The organism is Pseudomonas sp. LBUM1670 (assembly GCF_059695695.1).
The window spans coordinates 4,537,482-4,554,226 of record NZ_CP166783.1 but is presented as its reverse complement, the minus strand read 5'-3'; the positions used below and the strand labels follow the sequence as shown (position 1 = coordinate 4,554,226).

Below are 16,745 nucleotides of genomic sequence, written 5' to 3'. Positions count from 1 at the left end.
ACTCGCCCTCATCAGTCACCGTCGTTGGCGTTGAAGCCCAGTTGGATGCCCAGCGCCTTGGCCAGTTCGCCTTCGTGCAGGCGATGGACGACGTTGAGGCTGTCGTAGAGGTCGTTGAGTTGCTGGCGACCGGCGTCGTCGTTGAGCATCTCGGTTAGCGAACGCTGGTTGCTGGCGAACAGTTTCAGGGACGCGGCGTAAGCGGCGTCGATCTTGTCGGCCAGCGGCTTCTGCTCGCTCGGCAACAGACCGCGCAAGCCTTTGTTGTCGACGCCTTCCCACACTGTTTTGGCGGCGGCGAGGCTGGCTTCGAGGCCGGTCAGGGACGACTGGCTGCGCCACGCATCGGCCTGGAACGGTTGCGGAACGCCCTTGGTCTGACGGCCCATCGGCGTGCCGAGTTTTTTCTTCAGGCTGTCCAGAGCGGTGACTTGCACGCGCAGCAGATCGGCGATGGCTTCGTGGGAATCGGCGTAGCGCTGGTTCGGAAACTTGCTCATCTGCGCGAGCATGCCGTCGGTGTTGTTCCAGCTTTTCAGGATCTCTTCGGCCAACAGTTTCTGGCGCTCGCCAATCGCTTTCAGCAGCGGGCAGTACTTGGCTTTTTGCGCGTCGTTGGCCACGTCCGGCTTGCTGTCGAACAGGATGTATTCGTAGGCGGAGAGGCCTTGAACCACAACGCTGGACTTGGCCAACTCTACGGCATCGATCTGCGGCTGGGCGGTGACCAGTTGCTCGACCTGACGACCGACAAGGTTTTTCTTGTCCGGCCAGAACTGCACCTGCCAGGCGCGATTACCCTCGGCCAGCGGCCCGATCAGCAGCGGTTGCAGCTCGGCCCAGGCTTTCTGCGCGTGCAGGAAGTCGGCGCGGGCGGTGTCGAGGTTTTCCTTGCCTTCGCAATAGGCCAGAGCGCTGACAGCCAACTGGCGGTCGGCTTCAACCCAGCGCGTGTAGGTCGGCAGGATCACCGACTTGGCGATAGCCGCCGACGTGACGGCCTGCGGATCCTGCGGTGAGCAGGCGCCGAGGGCCAGTGCGGCAAGGCTGGTGAACAACAACTTGGGACGGAACATGTGAGGCTCCCGCTGATTTAACGCGAATTAAAGGGAATTCAAAAACGCCAGCAATGCAGCGCGCTGCTCGGCGTTAAAAGACAAAACCTGTTGCTGCGCCGCTTGCGCCTCGCCGCCATGCCAGAGCACGGCTTCGAGCAGGTTGCGGGCGCGGCCATCATGCAAAAACTGAGTGTGGCCACTGACCGCCTGCGTCAGGCCGATGCCCCACAACGGCGGGGTGCGCCAGTCGCGGCCACTGGCCTGGAATTCGGTACGGTTGTCGGCCAGACCGTCGCCCATGTCGTGCAGCAGCAGATCGCTGTAGGGGCGAATCACTTGATTGGCCAGTTCAGGTTCTGCCGCGTTGGCGGCGGTGGTGTATTTCGGCGTGTGACAGGACTGGCAGCCGGCCTGGAAAAACAGATTCTTGCCGGCCAGCACTTGCGGCGTGCCGACATCGCGGCGGGCCGGTACGGCCAGGTTGCGGCTGTAGAACAGCACCAGGCGCAGGATGTTGTCGCTGACTTCCGGTTCGCCCTCCGGTCCGTTGCCGTTGGGCGCCTGCTTGCACCCGGTTTGCGCGTCGGTGCAGTCATCCATCGGTCGCAGGCGCGTGGTAAGGCCCATATCACCTGAAAACGCGTGCACGTTTTGTTGATTGAGGTTCGGCTGCCCGGCTTTCCAGCCAAATCGTCCGAGGACGGTTTTCTGTTGGGTGTCATCCCAGACCCGGTTCGGTCGCCCGGTGATGCCGTTTTTTTCTTTTGCCTGTGCGTCGGCGTTGGCCAGGATTGCTTCCTCGGGGATCGCTTCGAGCAAGCCGAGGCCAACCATCGGCGGAGCGATGCGGGCCGAGAAACGGGTGTCAGGGTGCATTGGACCGTAACCCAGCTGGGTGATGTTCAGGCTGGGTTTGCGCAACTCGATCTCGGTGCCGTCCTTGAAGCGGACCGGCACCGGCGAGTAATTGACCCGTACCTTGCCTTCCGGAATGACGCCGGGGATGGCCATGTCCTGGAATTGCCCACCGTAGACCGGCTCCGGGACGACACCGAGCTGTTCGATGACTTTCGCGTAGGCCGGCGCATCGGGTATCGACAGACGCACCAGCATCGACACGGCATTCGCCGCATCAGGCGTAGGCGGATGACCGCGGCCGTCCTTGATGTGGCAGTTCTGGCAGGCGTTGGTGTTGAACAACGGGCCGAGGCCGTCCCGCGCGGTGGTGGTCGACGGGGCGATCACCCAGGGGTTGCGGAAGAAACTGTTGCCGACGCTGAAGTCCACGCGCCGGGAGGGCGGCAGGTTGGCGGAGGGCAAGGAGAAGGCATTCTGATCGGTCTTGCGCACGGTCGCGCTGCCACCGGACCGGGCTTCACCGGGTTCGGCTTGGGTAAAACGCGGGGCGTCATCGCAGGCACTCAGGCCCAGGGCCAGAAACAGTGCGGACAAGCGAAGAAGCAGCGAGGGCATCAGACATCCTGCAAGACGAGCAAAACAAGGGCGCAAAGTCTAACAGGGCAGGGGGGATTGAATAAGAGGAATTATCGTTTGGTTGATGTGGGGCAGGGTTTGGCGATGATTATTACATCAGGGTAATCACAATCCCTGTGGGAGCGGGCTTGCCCGCGAAAGCGGTGTGTCAGTCCCAAATGATGTTGAATGTGACGGCGCCTTCGCGAGCAAGCCCGCTCCCACATTTTGATCTGCGTTCGGGCCAACAAAAAAGGCGACCCGGAGGTCGCCTCTTTAATCACTCAGCCAGCGTTGATCAGAACTCGTGATCAGCGTTGTCCGGGTTCAGGTCGCTGATGCCCAGTTTGCCAGCGGCCGCTTCGATCGAACCGGTCTGCTTGACCAGGGAAGCGATGGCGTCACGGACGATCTGGTTGCCGGCAGTGTTGCCGGCGGCGATCAGTTGGTCGTAGTGCTCACCCTTGTTGGCGTGATCGACGATGACCTGCATCCTGGCTTCGGTCGCAGCCAGGTCGGCCTTCAGCGCGGTGTCGGCAGCCGGGTCGGCCTTGGCTACCAGGGACGACAGGCTGGCGCCGGTCATTTTGCTGCCGTCGACGCGGGTGTATTCGCCCAGGTACACGTTACGAACGCCTTTGGCATCGTAGAACTGCGAGTTGTGGGTGTTGTCGCTGAAGCAGTCGTGTTCGTCTTCCGGGGAGTTGGCTTCCAGGGAAACCTTCATGCGCTCGCCCGCCAGTTCGCCCAGGGACAGGCTGCCCATGCCGAACAGCATTTTGCGCAGGCCGGATTCAGCCGGTTCCGCTTCCAGGGTGGCGCGGTAGTTGTCGGCCACGTTCGGCTTCCAGTTACCGACCATTTCTTCCAGGTCGCTGACCAGCAGCTGGGTCACGGATTTCAGGTAAGCGCGACGACGATCGTTGTGACCGCCGGTGGCGCCTTTGCCTTCCAGGTAGTCGGAAGCCGGACGCTTGCCGGCGCCAGGGCCGGTGCCGTTCAGGTCCTGGCCCCAGAGCAGAAATTCGATGGCGTGGTAGCCGGTGGCGACGTTAGCCTCGGAACCGCCCAGCTCATTCAGGCTGGCGAGTTTTTCCGGAGTGATGTCTTTCACATCGATCTTGTCTTCGCCGACCTGAACCTGGGTGTTGGCGATGATGTTGGCCGTGGCGCCCGGGTTACCCAGTGCGTGCTCGTAGGATTTGTCGACGTAGTCGATCAGGCCTTCGTCCAGTGGCCAGGCGTTCACCTGACCTTCCCAGTCGTCGATGATGGTGTTGCCGAAGCGGAACACTTCGCTCTGCAGGTAAGGAACGCGAGCAGCGATCCAGGCCGCCTTGGCGGCTTTCAGGGTGTCGGCGTTCGGCTTGGCGAGGAAGGCGTCGACGGCGGTTTGCAGGGTTTTCGCGGTGGATTCGGCATCGCTGTAAACGGCGAAGACGATGTCGGCGTAATGCGCGACAACGGCTTTGGCGGCGGCTTCGTCGACTTTAGCTTCAGCGGCAGGCGCAACAGCCGGGGCCGGCGCGGTGGTGGCGGCTGGAGTAGGCGCTGGTGCGGCAGCTTTGTCTTTGCCTTCGCCACAACCGGCGAGGGAAATAGCGATGGCCAACAGACTGGCGGTAGCCAGAGGCATACGAATCATGGCGAACATCCTGCTTCGAGAGGGGGTGGAATGGCGCAGCGGGCGCGCAAAACTGCGACATAATGCAAATCTTTCGCATTATGTGTAAAGGGTTGTGCTTGTAAATATTTCTCGTTCAGAAAAAGATCGCAGCCTCGTTTCACTTGGCAGCTCCTACATTGGACCGCGTGCTTCTGTAGGAGCTGTCGAGTGAAACGAGGCTGCGATCTTTGGATTTTTACAAAATCGCCGCATTGCTGCGCTGGGACTGCTTCAGGTAGGCACCCAATTCCCGCGCCGGCAGCGGTTTACTGTAGAAGTAACCCTGACCTTCATGGCAGCCTTCAGAAATGATGTAGGCCTCTTGCTCGGCGGTTTCCACACCCTCGGCAATGACCTGCATGCCCAGGCTCTTGCCCAACTGGATGATGGCCCGAACGATGGTCGCGTCGTCGTCGTCATCGAGCAGGTCCTGAACGAAGCTCTTGTCGATCTTGATCTTGTCCAGCGGCAGGCTTTTCAGATAACTGAGTGATGAGTATCCGGTGCCAAAGTCGTCGATGGCGATCAGCGCTCCGGAGCGACGCAGACTCAGCAGATGCTGGGCGGCGGTGCTGATGTCTTCCATCAGGCCGGTTTCGGTAACTTCCAGCTCCAGGCTGCGAGGTGGCAGGCGGTACATCTGCAGCAGGTTGTTGACCACTCGCGGCAGCTCGGCGTGGTGCAACTGTACGGTCGACAGGTTCACGGCCATGCGCAGGTCGGTGAAACCCTGGTCATGCCAGTCGCGCAATTGTTTGCAGGCCTGATCCAGCACCCACTCGCCGATGGCGATGATGGTGCCGTTCTGCTCGGCCAACGGGATGAACAGGTCCGGCGGCACCAGCCCATGTTCGGGATGCTGCCAGCGAATCAACGCTTCGACGCCCACCACCCGATGATCGCGGTAGCTGATCTGCGGTTGGTAGACAAGGTAGAACTGGTTACGGGTCAGGGCATCGCGCAGGTCTTTTTCCAGCTCGCGACGGCGGCGCATTTCCGTGTCGACGCTGGCGATATAGAACTGATAACGGTTGCGCGAGCGCGTCTTGGCCAGGGTCATGGTCTGCTCGGCCTTTTGCAGCAGCTTCTCGGTGCTGTCACCGTCCTCGGGGAACAGGGTGATGCCGATGGTGGCGCGCAGGCGAATCTCCTGATGATCGAGGGCGAACGCCGCTTCGAGGTCATCAAGAATGCTTTGGGCCAGTTCGGCCGCTTCATAAGGTTGTTCGATATCGGCCTGTACCAGGGCGAACTGGTCGCCGCCAAGACGGGCGAGAGTGCCGAGGCGACCACTGTGGGCTCGTAGGCGATCGGCCAGGGCCAGCAGCAACTGGTCGCCGGTCTGGTAGCTGAACTGCTCGTTGATGCCCTTGAAGTCATCGAGGCCGACACACAGCACCGCGACCCGCCGCTGCAACCTGCCAGCGTCGACGAGGATCTTGTCCAGTTGCTGTTGCAATTGCTGGCGGTTCGGCAGACCGGTGAGGAAGTCGTACTGGGCCATGCGCAGCAGGCTGTTTTCCGCTTCGTGGCGCAGGTGCGTGTTGCGTTCGATGGACTCGAGTAGCTGGTTGGCGGTGTTGATCCAGATGCCCAGTTCGTTTTTTTCGTGACCCCTGAGCTGCGGAATCTTGTGTTCGCTGGGGCGGTCCGGGTGGATTTCGGTCAGGTGCTCGATGATCCGCGACAGCGGTTTGGTCAGCAGCCAGTGATAAACCAGATACAGCACCAGCCCCATGGCCATGGCGCGCAACACGCCGGAAATGAAGATGATCACCGAACTGACGATGAATCCTTCACCGTAAGTGGCGGTGTCGAGGGTGATGCTCAGGTCGCCGTAGTACTCGCTGTACGGGCCACGCCCCACCAGTTGGGTGGTGAAGGTGCGTTCCTTGCCGAGGATGAGGTCGGTCAGCCAGCGACTGTTGGATTGCTGCAAGTCGCGGGATTTTTGCGCGAGCATGGCTTCATTGGGATGGCCGATGGAGGCCTGGCGCACAGCGTCGTCCTGAAACAGGCCTTCGATCACCTGCATGCCCATCTCCCGGTCCAGGCTGTAGACGGCCTGGGTCGAGGGGTCGCGGAACATGTCGAGGATGCGCTGGGCATCGCTGGCCACGGCCTGGCGTGTTTTATAGGCATCGAAAACAATCTGCGCGCAGCTCAAGACCACGCCGACGATCAATGCCGACAGGAGCACGACCCGGAGCAACTTTACCGACAAGCTGTTCTTGAGTTCCAGCTTCAAAGAGTCATTCCTTGTTCCGTGCAGGTAGCATCAAGTTGCCATGAGTATTGGCAATCCCGTGATGGCAGTCAAAGGGACAATCAAACACAGGGTGATTTGCCTGTGGGTTGGCCGAAATGCTGGTGCCTGGAGTATTTGCCCTATTAGTACTGTGTCGGTAGTCGAGTCCTTCAACTTGAGGGGGATTTGGACATATTTTCCATTTGGTTGATGTTAGACGGCTGTGGCGTTGGGGCAAGGGGGTGAAGGCTGGTTTCATTGTCGGAAATCGGCCTGTGTGTGGGAGCGGGCTTGCTCGCGAAGGCGGCCTGACAGCAAACTCGATTTTGTGAATGTCCCCTGACCCTGTGGGAGCTGGCTTGCCTGCGATGGCGGCCTGATAGCCGACCATTTTCTTTCGGGTGTACATATCCATTTCTGCGGTAACGGCTACTTATGGTTTCGCCCTTACGGCGACTCCCTTTGGCAAACGCCCCAAAGGAAGCAAAGGTCTTCGCCCCGGCGTCCGGCCCCTCGCTAAAGCTCGGCGTTCCCTCGCTCCGGTCCTGCTCCGTGGGCCCGCCGCCATCGGCCATCCATGGCCGGGGGCGGCTAGCCCGGCATCCATGCCGGGCTGCCCACTGCGCAGAACCTCCACTCGGCCTTCCGAAGGGGCGGGCAGATCAAAAGCAAGATCAAAAGCGCAAGGCGAGCTAACGCTCGACCTCGTGGTTTGGTTGGTTTGGCCGTATTCCCATTGTGGGAGCGAGACCGGCTTGCCGGCGAAGGCGGCCTGACGGCGGATCAGATTTTCGCGGATGTTCCCCGGACCTTGTGGGAGCTGGCTTGCCTGCGATGACGACCTGACAGCCGACCAATTTCTTGCGGGTGTACGCGAATTCTGTAGGGATTTTAAAAGGCAAAAAAAAACCCGGCAAAAGCCGGGCTTCTTGACTGGCGTCGAGATTAAGCGGTGAAGGTTTTGCCTTCGAATTGCTCAGCCACGAATTTCCAGTTGACCAGGTTCCAGAATGCTTCGACGTACTTCGGACGCAGGTTGCGGTAGTCGATGTAGTAAGCGTGTTCCCAGACGTCGCAGGTCAGCAGCGGGGTGTCGCCGCTGGTCAGCGGGTTGCCGGCGCCGATGGTGCTGGCCAGGGCCAGGGAACCGTCAGCCTTTTTCACCAGCCAGCCCCAACCGGAACCGAAGGTGCCGATGGAGGTTTTGCTGAATTCTTCTTTGAACTTGTCGAACGAACCGAAAGAAGCGTTGATGGCTTCAGCCAGTGCGCCGGTTGGTTGACCGCCGGCGTTTGGCGCCAGGCAGTTCCAGTAGAAAGTGTGGTTCCAGACCTGAGCGGCGTTGTTGAAGATACCGCCGGAGGAAGATTTGACGATTTCTTCCAGAGTCTTGCCTTCGAACTCGGTGCCTGGCACCAGGTTGTTCAGGTTCACGACGTAGGTGTTGTGGTGCTTGTCGTGGTGGTATTCCAGAGTTTCCTTGGAAATGTGCGGCTGCAGGGCATCGTGTGCGTAAGGCAGCGGCGGCAGTTCGAAAGCCATGATGATTCTCCTAATCAGGTCAGTTGCGGTGAGCGCAAGGCCGATCACGGGCGGCCAGACAAGCGCCGGGGGAGTTTGTACTCTTTGCGGCGCATCGGATCGGATCATAGCACCGGGGGTGCGGCATAACCACGCAACAACTGTGTGGAATAGAGGTTCCAGAGCCTTTTGGAATAAATCAGGCGCTGGTGATTAGTTGAGCCGCCACGGTGAACATCATCACGGCCACCAACAGATCCAGAATCCGCCATGTGCTTGGCCGAGCCAACCACGGCGCCAACCATGCGGCACCGAGGGCAAGGGTGAAAAACCACAGCAACGACGCACTGGCCGCGCCCACTACATAAGCGCCAGGCTCGGTTTGTTGCGCGCCAAGGGAGCCAATCAGCAATACGGTATCCAGATAAACGTGCGGGTTGAGCAGGGTGACCGCCAAGGCGCTGAGCAGCACGGCGCGCAGTGAACGTACCGTCTGGTTTTCACCCTGTTGCAGGCTTTGTTTCGAGAAGGCCCGGCGCAACGCGAGGCTGCCGTACCAGATCAGAAACACCGCGCCGCCCCAACGGGCCACCGCCAGTAGCATCGGGTTATGCGCCAGCACGGTCGCCAGACCGAAAACGCCGGCAGCCACCAGCAACGCATCGCACGTCACGCAAAGCGCCGCCACCGGCAGGTGATGTTCACGTCGCAGGCTCTGGGCCAGCACAAACGCGTTCTGAGTACCGATCGCCATGATCAGCCCCGCGGCCACCAACAGGCCGTTTACATAGCTTTGCCACATAAGGTCTTACTCCGCGTTCGCCGCCAGGTCCCGCAACACTTGCAGGGCACGTTCGGCATCGGCCTGGCCGACGAATAAATGGTCATGGTAATAACCGGCAATCACGTTGCAGCTGATGCCGGCCTGGCCCAGAGCCGTGGCGAATGCGGCGGTCAGACCGACGGCTTCCAGCGCCGAGTGCACGTTCAGGGTGATCCAGGCAGCGACGTAGTCGAAGCTGAAACCTGATCGTTCAGCGTGGGAACGTTCCAGAATCACCGTCAGACCTTCCTGCTCGCGAAAGCTGCCGACGATCTCAAGACCCGGCGGCAATTGGCCGTCGCGCAACGTGCAGAACACATACTCGCCGGCGTTGAGTTGCGGGCTCATGCTGCGTAGAAGCGTTGCCAATGAAGTTTCCCCAGCCATGTCGGTGATCCTTGTTCAAGAGTTCTTGCGGGCATTCTCCGCTGCTAACCTGTATAAGAAAAACCAATCATGCTGATCGCTCATTAGGAAAACTGATGTTCGACTATAAATTGCTTTCTGCGTTGGCCGCCGTGGTCGAGCAGGCCGGTTTTGAACGCGCCGCGCAGGTGCTCGGCTTGTCGCAATCGGCGATCTCCCAGCGCATCAAACTGCTGGAGGCGCGGGTCGGCCAACCAGTGCTGGTACGGATCACGCCGCCGGCCCCGACGGAAATCGGTCGACGCTTGCTCAACCATGTGCAGCAAGTGCGCTTGCTGGAGCGAGACTTGCAAACGCTGGTCCCGGCGCTGGATGAAGAAGGCCTGCCGGAACGTCTGCGCATCGCCCTGAATGCCGACAGTCTCGCCACGTGGTGGGCGGAAGCGGTGAGTGAGTTTTGTGCCGAGCAACACCTGCTGCTCGATCTGGTGGTCGAGGACCAGACCGTCGGCCTTAAACGCATGCGCGCAGGCGAAGTGGCGGCGTGTGTCTGCGCCAGCGAACGACCGGTGGCCGGTGCACGCAGCGTGCTGTTGGGCGCCATGCGTTATCGCGCGCTGGCCAGCCCGGCGTTCATCGCCCGGCATTTTCCGCAAGGAGTTCGCGCCGATCAGTTGTCGAAAACGCCGGCGCTGGTCTTTGGCCCCGACGATTTCCTACAGCATCGCTACCTCGCGTCCCTCGGCGTAGACGGCGGTTTCGAACACCATCTATGCCCTTCATCCGAAGGCTTCATTCGCCTGACCGAAGCCGGTCTCGGCTGGGGCCTGGTACCAGAATTGCAGGTGCGCGATCAACTGGAACGAGGGGTTTTGCGCGAGCTTTTGCCAGATAAGCCCATCGATGTGCCGCTGTACTGGCATCATTGGCGTAATGGCGGTCAGTTGCTGGGGTTGCTGACCGATCAATTGGTGCGCTCGTCGAAGCAATGGCTGGTGCCGTTGCACTGACCGGCAGCGTCAAGACCACACGCACTACGCAAAACGAAATATTCGGAGCTCTACATGAAGATTCTGGTCACCGGCGCAAGCGGCTTCATCGGCGGACGCTTTGCGCGTTTCGCCCTGGAGCAGGGCCTGGACGTGCGGGTCAACGGTCGCCGGGCCGAAGGCGTCGAACACTTGGTGCGCCGCGGCGCCGAGTTCATTCAGGGCGACCTGAGCGACCCGGAACTGGCGCGCGACCTGTGTTCCGACGTCGAAGCCGTGGTGCATTGCGCCGGGGCTGTCGGCGCGTGGGGACGTTATCAGGACTTTCATCAAGGCAATGTGCAGGTTACCGAAAACGTAGTCGAAGCCTGCCTGAAGCAGCGTGTCCGGCGGTTGGTGCATTTGTCCTCGCCGTCGATCTACTTCGATGGCCGCGATCACCTCGGGTTGACCGAAGAACAGGTCCCCAAGCGCTTCAAGCATCCCTATGCGGCGACCAAATACCTGGCCGAGCAAAAGGTCTTCGGTGCCCAGGAATTCGGCCTCGAAACCCTGGCCCTGCGCCCGCGCTTCGTGACCGGTGCCGGCGACATGAGCATCTTCCCGCGTCTGCTGAAGATGCAACGCAAGGGTCGGCTGGCCATCGTCGGCAACGGTCTGAACAAGGTCGATTTCACCAGCGTGCAAAACCTCAACGAAGCGTTGCTCAGCAGTTTGCTGGCCAGCGGATCGGCGTTGGGCAAGGTCTACAACATCAGCAACGGCACGCCGATTCCGTTGTGGGACGTGGTCAATTACGTCATGCGCAAGATGGATGTCCCACAAGTGACCCGCTACCGTTCCTACGGCCTGGCCTACACCGTGGCGGCGCTCAACGAGGGTGTGTGCAAGCTGTGGCCGGGTCGCCCCGAGCCAACCCTGTCGCGCCTGGGCATGCAGGTGATGAACAAAAATTTCACCCTGGACATCAGCCGCGCGCAGCATTATCTGGACTACGATCCGAAAGTCAGTCTCTGGACCGCCCTCGATGAATTCTGCGGCTGGTGGAAGGCTCAGGCTATTCACTGACAAATCCCGTTACTGAACGGAGAGTGAGGTTCAGGGTCAATCGGTGCGGCAGACGGGTTTATACTGCGCCACATCAAGCCATCACCGCGTTCCACAAAGGTTGACTCAATGTCCATGCGTAACGATGCCAACGACGACTTCGACGATGTACCGAGCCTGCGTGCCGACCTCCTCGACGACGATGATTTTCCGACCACCGCGCGCACCACGGTGCATTCGCGTACGCCGCCAGTGGTCAGGGTCAAGGCTGCCAGCACCGGCCCGTTGTGGGCACTGGTCGGTGCCTTGTTTTTTGCGTTCGCCGGCCTGGCCTGGTGGAGCTTTCAGCAGATCTCGCTGATGGAACAGCAACTGGTGGCGACCCAGGAAAGTTTCGCGCGTATCAGTGAGGACGCGGCGGGGCGCTTGCAGGATATTTCCGGCAAGGTCGTCGCCAGCCAGACCAACGTCACCAGCGACAGCGAAGCGCTGAAACTGCAAATCAAGCAACTGGAAAGCAAACTCCAGGATCAGAGCAAGCAGCAACAAGGCGTTGTCGGCCAGACCTCGGACCTGGACAAGCGTCTGGCGCAGATGACCGCGCAAACCGCTGATCTGGACAAGCGCCTGGCGCAAGCCACCGCCCAGAACACCGAGCACCAGACCGCCAACGCGCAATTGCAGGCCCAGGTCAAAGCCTTGAGCAGCGAACTGGCCGCGCTGAAAAGTGCCCCGGCGGACACTGACAAATTCGACGCACAGCTGAAAAGCCTCGGCGCCGACATCGTCGCGCTGAAGAAACAAGGCAACCCGAGCGCCGCGATCGAGCGTCTGGAACAGGATGTGATCGTGCTCAAAAGCGAGCAGGATAACCGCCCGGCCGCCGCGCCAGCCTCGTCCAACACCGCCGAGTTCGACGCCTTCCGTGGCCAGGTCACCCGCAACATCAACACCCTTCAGGCGCAGATTCAGAATTTGCAGCAGCAGTTGCGGGCCAAGCCGTAAGAACCTGTTTGCTCGACACGTGGCGAGGGAGCTTGTCGGAACGCCGCACCGTCCCGCTCGGCTGCGAAGCAGTCGTATAAGAAGGGCGTTGATGGCAGAACAGGATGATGGCGAATACGAATATCGGTGGAAAAATCCGGTGACCGGGAAGGTCGAGGACAAGCACGCGTACCTGAAAAAGGTTGGACATTTTTTGGTGGCTGTGGGGTATTACAGCCCTTGAGTGGTGGTGGCTGACAGACCGCATTCGCGAGCAAGCCCGCTCCCACATTGGACCGAGTTGTTCCAGAGTACGCGGTCAACTGTGGGAGCGGGCTTGCTCGCGAATGCAGACGACTCGGTCCGCCTACCGAACCTTGTCCTCCCGCCCCCGCAACACCCGGTTCGGCATCGCAATCGCCGCCGCCAACCCCAGCAACGACACCGCCGCACTCACCATCAACAAATGCCGGAAGGTCAGCTGCAATTCTGCGCGCAAGGCGTCTTGCGCATCCCCCGCTGCGGCGTTCAAACCGTCCAGCAAGACATTCCCCGAGCTGCCCTCGGCAATCAGCGTCGAGCCGGCCAGGTGGGCGAAACTCGAGTCTTGCAGCAATGCCAGCAACAGCGCCGACATCAACGCCACACCCACCGCGCCGCCCAAGGAGCGGAACAGGTTGGTGGTGCTGGTCGCCACGCCGATGTCCCGTTGTTCCACCGAGTTCTGCGTCCCGACCAATGACGTCGGGAACTGCATGCCAGAGGCAATCCCGCTGAGCACCATGAACAGACTGCTGAGCACCAGCGCCTGGGGCGGGCTGAACGCCATGCCGAGAATCGAGAGCGGCATCAGGATGGCGCCGGTGAGGATCATCGGCTTGTAGCGCCCGGTCACCGAGGTCCGGCGCCCGGCGAAATACGCACCGATCGGCAAACCTATAGCCAGTGGCAACAGGTGCAGCGCGGCACTGTCAGCTCCGGCGCCCGTCACACTCTGGAAGCGCAACGGCATCAGCACAATCAGCGAGATCGCCTGGAAACTGGTGAAGAAAATCGTGCACCAGCACAGGATCGCATTGCGGTTGGCGAACAGGTGCATGGGCAGCAACGGCTCCCGCGCACTGCGTTCATGCCGGACGAACAACGCCAGGACAACCACCGCACAACCCAGCAAACCCAACACCTGCGCGCTACGCCACGAATGGCCCTGGCCGACCTGGGTAATGCCGAGCAACAAGGCCGTCAGACCGATGATCATCAGCAGCGTGCCGAGGTAATCGATGATCGGCTTGCGCTGCGGCACGGGCAGCCCCACCAGCGTGCGATTGGCCACCAGCCACGCGCCCAGACCCAGTGGCAGGTTGATCAGGAACACCCAGCGCCACGACAGGTATTCGGTCATGTAACCGCCGAGCACCGGGCCGGCCACGCTGGCCACCGCGTACATGCTGCTGAAATAACCTTGATAGCGACCGCGTTCGCGAGGCGGCACGATGTCGCCGATGATCGCCTGGCTGACCGAAATCATCCCGCCGGCACCAATGCCCTGAACAATCCGCGCCAGCACCAGCTGCTCCATGCTTTGCGCCATGCCGCAGAAGAACGACGCCATCGTGAACAGCCCCATGCCGAACAGCATCAACTTGCGCCGACCGTACAGGTCGCCCAGTTTGCCGTAGATCGGCACCGCCACGGTCATCGCCACCATGTAGCCGGAAATCACCCAGGCCAGCAGGCTGACATCCTTGAACTGCGCGGAAATGGCCGGCATCGATACGGCGACGATGGTCTGGTCCAGCGCGCCGAGAAAAATCGCCAGCATCAGGGCGATCAGCACGCTGCGAATGGCCGGTTTGGGCGTTTCAGGCTGGTTGAGATTGGTCACGGGAGAACCTGCGGGCAGTGAGGGTCCCGCAAGAGCTGAGGGCGAGCGGGGATGCTCGCCAGTGTAAGTCGGTAGGAAGCTATTCGATAGCCTCATAAGGAAGCCCGACGTAATTTTCCGCAATGGTTTTTCGACCCGCTTCAGAGCGATGCTTCTTTCGATGGAAGGCCCGGTCACCGGCGACTCGGCCAGCGCAGTCGGCAGCCGGGATTTGAGCTCATCCCAGAAGCGATGATCGGACCAGACGAGGGTCGGTGATTATTTTATGGATCGAGTGCTTGCATTTTTCACTTGCGGGTCTGTCAATTGAAGGTGAAAACTGAGCCGATCGCTGTACATTCTGCCAATCGGTGCGATTATCGCCCGCTACCTCCCGAGGCCTGGATTGACGTTATGAACAAGCCTGACCTGCCTTCGATACCGGTATTCAAGCTCTACGGTGAAAGCCTGGACTGGCCGACTCCGGACTTGTTGCATTGCGAAACCATCTCCAAACGCAGCCGCGAGCACCAATGGGAAATCAAACCCCATCGCCACGCTGATTTGTGCCAGTTGCTGTTCGTATTCAAAGGTCAGGCAGAGCTTGAAATCGAAGGTAAACGTACGCAGCTGAGCGAACCGGCCATCCTGGTTTTACCGCCGTTATCGGTGCACGGTTATCGTTTTTCCGAGGATGTCGAAGGGTTTGTCGTGACCCTGGCCGCGCCGCTGATCGCCCATCTTCAGGCGCAACTGGGCAACTCGGTGAATGCTCTGGCCCAGGCCGACAGTTATCTGGCCGGCAATGACGGTGAGTACCTCAACAGTCTGTTTTCGGCTTTGCAAAACGAATACACCGGCCATCAACCGGCCCGGGAAATGCACATGCATTCGCTCGTCAGCGTGATCATGGTATGGGTCAGTCGTCAGGCGCTTCAGCGTCGCTCCGCCAGTCAGCGTCCGCAACGCGCCCGGGAGTACCTCAACGGCTTTATCCAGCTGGTGGAAGAGACTTATCGTCAGCACGTCAAGGTCGAGGACCTGGCGCATCGACTGGGGATTTCGGTGTCGCACCTCAACGGCACCTGCCGTGAGCTGGCGGGACAACCGGCGTTGCAGATCATGCACGAGCGGCAATTGCTGGAGGCCAAGCGCTTGCTGACCTACACCAGCATGACCATTTACGAAATGTCCGACGTGTTGGGGTTTTCCGATCCGACCAACTTCACGCGCCTGTTCCGACGCCGGGTGGGGATCTCGCCCAAGGCTTTTCGCGACCGCTTGAAGGCCGATCAGGACAACGAGGCCTGATCCCCTTCGTTACCGAAGGGCGTTGAGGGTCGCGTTGTGGGGGATGCAACGCTCGAAGTTACAGCTCGCGTATTCACGGGGCAGTTGCCGTAACTGCTCGACGCGCCAGGCCGCCGTGCCATACAACGCCAGCGAGGCCGCGCAGGTGATGAAAATCGCGAGGTATCTTCTTGTTTTGATGTTCATGGCGTTGACCTCTGAACGAATACCTTTCGGTACTACTTTCAGCATAGGTCAGCGGCGGTGAGTTGCCAGTCACGCGTCCTGCGCATGTAACCCGACATTCAGAACACTGATATCCCCCTGTGGGAGCGGGCTTGCTCGCGAAGGCGGTGGGTCAGTCGCTATCTGTGTTGAATGATCCACCGCCTTCGCGAGCAAGCCCGCTCCCACAAAGGGATCCGGTTACAGGCCGATATCCCATTCCGGCTCTTCCGGAAATCTCACCACCAGAAAGTCCAGCAGGGTACGCAGCGCCGCGGGCATGTGTTTGCGGGAGGCGTACACCGCGTAGATGTTCATCTGGCGCGGTTCGGCCTGGGGCAACAGGCGGATCAGTTCGCCGCTGTGGATATGCACACCCGCCTGATAACTCGGCAGCATCGCCACCCCGGCGCCGGCCATCGTCGCGCGCAGCAGCGTACTGGCTTCATTGGCGCTGATGTTGCCCTGCACCGGCACCGAGACCGGTTCGCCGTCCTGCTCGAAATGCCACAGGCTTTTGCCGAAATAGGAATGGGTCAGGCAGTTGTGCTGGCTCAGGTCTTCGACCTGCGTCGGTGCCGGATGCTCTTGCAGGTAAGCGGGGGCGGCGCAGACCACCGAGCGGCAGACCGTCAGCCGCCGCGCAATCAGGTTCGGGTCCAGGTCATTGCTGGTTCGAATCGCCAGATCAATGCGCTCATCCACCAGGTTTACCGTACGGTCGAGCATCTGCAGGTCGATGCTGACGTGGGGGTAACGTTTGACGTAGGCGGCCATGGCATCCGCCAATTGCGCCTGGCCGAACGAGGTGCTGACGCTGATCCGCAGCAGGCCGCGCGGTGCATCGTCGGGTTCGCTGACGGCGGCCTGCATGTCCGAAGACAGGTCGAGCATCTGCCGACACCGTGGCAGGATCTCGCTGCCGGCGGCAGTCAGGCTCAACTTGCGCGTGGTGCGGTGCATCAGGCGTGCGCCGACCCAGTCTTCCAACTCCGCCAGATACCGCGAAACCACCGGCCGTGACAGCTCCAGGTGATCGGCGGCGGCCGACTGGCTGCCGAGGTCGACCACCGTGACGAACACCCGCATTGCTTGTAGACGATCCATGATTTGCCCGCTTTCAGAAACAAACTATGTTCCAGCATCGCATTTTTTGTAATGAATAAGGCAACTAAGCTCTGTCCAACTGTA

The 16,745-nt window shown here is 60.5% G+C and carries 14 protein-coding genes and 2 pseudogenes; 5 read left to right on the top strand and 11 right to left on the bottom strand.

All coding sequences use genetic code 11. The annotated features are described in order from the left end of the window. Window positions 1-11 precede the first annotated feature (11 nt). From ACA073_RS20730 to ACA073_RS20700, 7 genes are all read right to left on the bottom strand, one after another. On the bottom strand, window positions 12-1,076 hold the full coding sequence (locus tag ACA073_RS20730) for an imelysin family protein (protein WP_497399129.1): 1,065 nt from the start codon (window positions 1,074-1,076) through the stop codon (window positions 12-14). A gap of 27 nt (window positions 1,077-1,103) precedes the next feature. Then, on the bottom strand, window positions 1,104-2,531 hold the full coding sequence (locus ACA073_RS20725) for a di-heme oxidoreductase family protein (RefSeq protein ID WP_497399127.1): 1,428 nt from the start codon (window positions 2,529-2,531) through the stop codon (window positions 1,104-1,106). 298 nt (window positions 2,532-2,829) lie between these two features. Then, window positions 2,830-4,176: an imelysin family protein gene (locus ACA073_RS20720; protein ID WP_497399125.1), complete on the bottom strand. Its 1,347-nt coding sequence runs from the start codon at window positions 4,174-4,176 to the stop codon at window positions 2,830-2,832. Window positions 4,177-4,393: 217 nt separating this feature from the next. Beyond that, on the bottom strand, window positions 4,394-6,445 hold the full coding sequence (locus tag ACA073_RS20715; protein ID WP_497399123.1) for a putative bifunctional diguanylate cyclase/phosphodiesterase: 2,052 nt from the start codon (window positions 6,443-6,445) through the stop codon (window positions 4,394-4,396). A 945-nt stretch (window positions 6,446-7,390) separates the two neighbouring features. Continuing rightward, a complete protein-coding gene (locus ACA073_RS20710) occupies window positions 7,391-7,987 on the bottom strand; it encodes a superoxide dismutase (protein ID WP_149419098.1) in 597 nt (198 codons plus the stop codon). A 178-nt stretch (window positions 7,988-8,165) separates the two neighbouring features. Then, complete coding sequence (locus ACA073_RS20705) at window positions 8,166-8,768, bottom strand: LysE/ArgO family amino acid transporter (RefSeq protein WP_497399121.1); 603 nt, start codon at window positions 8,766-8,768, stop codon at window positions 8,166-8,168. A 6-nt stretch (window positions 8,769-8,774) separates the two neighbouring features. After that, window positions 8,775-9,176 (bottom strand): ACT domain-containing protein, encoded by a 402-nt coding sequence (locus ACA073_RS20700; RefSeq protein WP_497399119.1) that lies wholly within the window; start codon window positions 9,174-9,176, stop codon window positions 8,775-8,777. Between the two features lie 95 nt (window positions 9,177-9,271). On the opposite strand from ACA073_RS20700, the gene ACA073_RS20695 reads away from it, so the two are divergent. The 4 genes and pseudogenes from ACA073_RS20695 to ACA073_RS20680 form a co-directional block, all read left to right on the top strand. Beyond that, window positions 9,272-10,165: a LysR family transcriptional regulator ArgP gene (locus tag ACA073_RS20695; protein WP_497399117.1), complete on the top strand. Its 894-nt coding sequence runs from the start codon at window positions 9,272-9,274 to the stop codon at window positions 10,163-10,165. Window positions 10,166-10,219: 54 nt separating this feature from the next. After that, window positions 10,220-11,212, top strand: a complete 993-nt coding sequence (locus ACA073_RS20690; protein ID WP_497399115.1) for an NAD-dependent epimerase/dehydratase family protein — start codon at window positions 10,220-10,222, stop codon at window positions 11,210-11,212. A gap of 108 nt (window positions 11,213-11,320) precedes the next feature. Then, a complete protein-coding gene (locus ACA073_RS20685; protein ID WP_497399113.1) occupies window positions 11,321-12,196 on the top strand; it encodes an ATPase in 876 nt (291 codons plus the stop codon). An 85-nt stretch (window positions 12,197-12,281) separates the two neighbouring features. Next, window positions 12,282-12,419: pseudogene (locus ACA073_RS20680) on the top strand (cache domain-containing protein); the annotation flags it as partial. 123 nt (window positions 12,420-12,542) lie between these two features. Here the strand turns inward: ACA073_RS20680 and ACA073_RS20675 are convergent. Together ACA073_RS20675 and ACA073_RS20670 are read right to left on the bottom strand one after the other, a co-directional pair. Further along, window positions 12,543-14,060 carry an MDR family MFS transporter gene (locus ACA073_RS20675; protein WP_497399111.1) on the bottom strand — a complete coding sequence of 506 codons (1,518 nt, stop codon included), beginning with the start codon at window positions 14,058-14,060 and terminating at the stop codon, window positions 12,543-12,545. A 144-nt stretch (window positions 14,061-14,204) separates the two neighbouring features. Then, a pseudogene (locus ACA073_RS20670) lies at window positions 14,205-14,303 on the bottom strand (hypothetical protein); the annotation flags it as partial. A gap of 150 nt (window positions 14,304-14,453) precedes the next feature. On the opposite strand from ACA073_RS20670, the gene ACA073_RS20665 reads away from it, so the two are divergent. Continuing rightward, window positions 14,454-15,350, top strand: coding sequence for a helix-turn-helix domain-containing protein (locus ACA073_RS20665; protein WP_497399109.1), 897 nt, complete (start codon window positions 14,454-14,456; stop codon window positions 15,348-15,350). 9 nt (window positions 15,351-15,359) lie between these two features. Here the strand turns inward: ACA073_RS20665 and ACA073_RS20660 are convergent, their stop codons facing one another. Together ACA073_RS20660 and ACA073_RS20655 are read right to left on the bottom strand one after the other, a co-directional pair. Continuing rightward, entirely contained in the window at window positions 15,360-15,536 is a 177-nt protein-coding gene (locus tag ACA073_RS20660; protein WP_497399108.1) for a hypothetical protein, read from the bottom strand. Between the two features lie 219 nt (window positions 15,537-15,755). Continuing rightward, window positions 15,756-16,661 carry a LysR family transcriptional regulator gene (locus ACA073_RS20655; protein ID WP_497399106.1) on the bottom strand — a complete coding sequence of 302 codons (906 nt, stop codon included), beginning with the start codon at window positions 16,659-16,661 and terminating at the stop codon, window positions 15,756-15,758. Window positions 16,662-16,745 lie beyond the last annotated feature (84 nt).

What these genes read in the sequence shown, in the direction of transcription:
- ACA073_RS20730 (WP_497399129.1), bottom strand. Translation starts at nt 1,076, where the DNA reads ATGTTCCGTCCCAAGTTGTTGTTCACCAGCCTTGCCGCACTGGCCCTC.
- ACA073_RS20725 (WP_497399127.1), bottom strand. Translation starts at nt 2,531, where the DNA reads ATGCCCTCGCTGCTTCTTCGCTTGTCCGCACTGTTTCTGGCCCTGGGC.
- ACA073_RS20720 (WP_497399125.1), bottom strand. Translation starts at nt 4,176, where the DNA reads ATGATTCGTATGCCTCTGGCTACCGCCAGTCTGTTGGCCATCGCTATT.
- ACA073_RS20710 (WP_149419098.1), bottom strand. Translation starts at nt 7,987, where the DNA reads ATGGCTTTCGAACTGCCGCCGCTGCCTTACGCACACGATGCCCTGCAG.
- ACA073_RS20705 (WP_497399121.1), bottom strand. Translation starts at nt 8,768, where the DNA reads ATGTGGCAAAGCTATGTAAACGGCCTGTTGGTGGCCGCGGGGCTGATC.
- ACA073_RS20700 (WP_497399119.1), bottom strand. Translation starts at nt 9,176, where the DNA reads ATGGCTGGGGAAACTTCATTGGCAACGCTTCTACGCAGCATGAGCCCG.
- ACA073_RS20695 (WP_497399117.1), top strand. Translation starts at nt 9,272, where the DNA reads ATGTTCGACTATAAATTGCTTTCTGCGTTGGCCGCCGTGGTCGAGCAG.
- ACA073_RS20690 (WP_497399115.1), top strand. Translation starts at nt 10,220, where the DNA reads ATGAAGATTCTGGTCACCGGCGCAAGCGGCTTCATCGGCGGACGCTTT.
- ACA073_RS20685 (WP_497399113.1), top strand. Translation starts at nt 11,321, where the DNA reads ATGTCCATGCGTAACGATGCCAACGACGACTTCGACGATGTACCGAGC.
- ACA073_RS20665 (WP_497399109.1), top strand. Translation starts at nt 14,454, where the DNA reads ATGAACAAGCCTGACCTGCCTTCGATACCGGTATTCAAGCTCTACGGT.
- ACA073_RS20660 (WP_497399108.1), bottom strand. Translation starts at nt 15,536, where the DNA reads ATGAACATCAAAACAAGAAGATACCTCGCGATTTTCATCACCTGCGCG.
- ACA073_RS20655 (WP_497399106.1), bottom strand. Translation starts at nt 16,661, where the DNA reads ATGGATCGTCTACAAGCAATGCGGGTGTTCGTCACGGTGGTCGACCTC.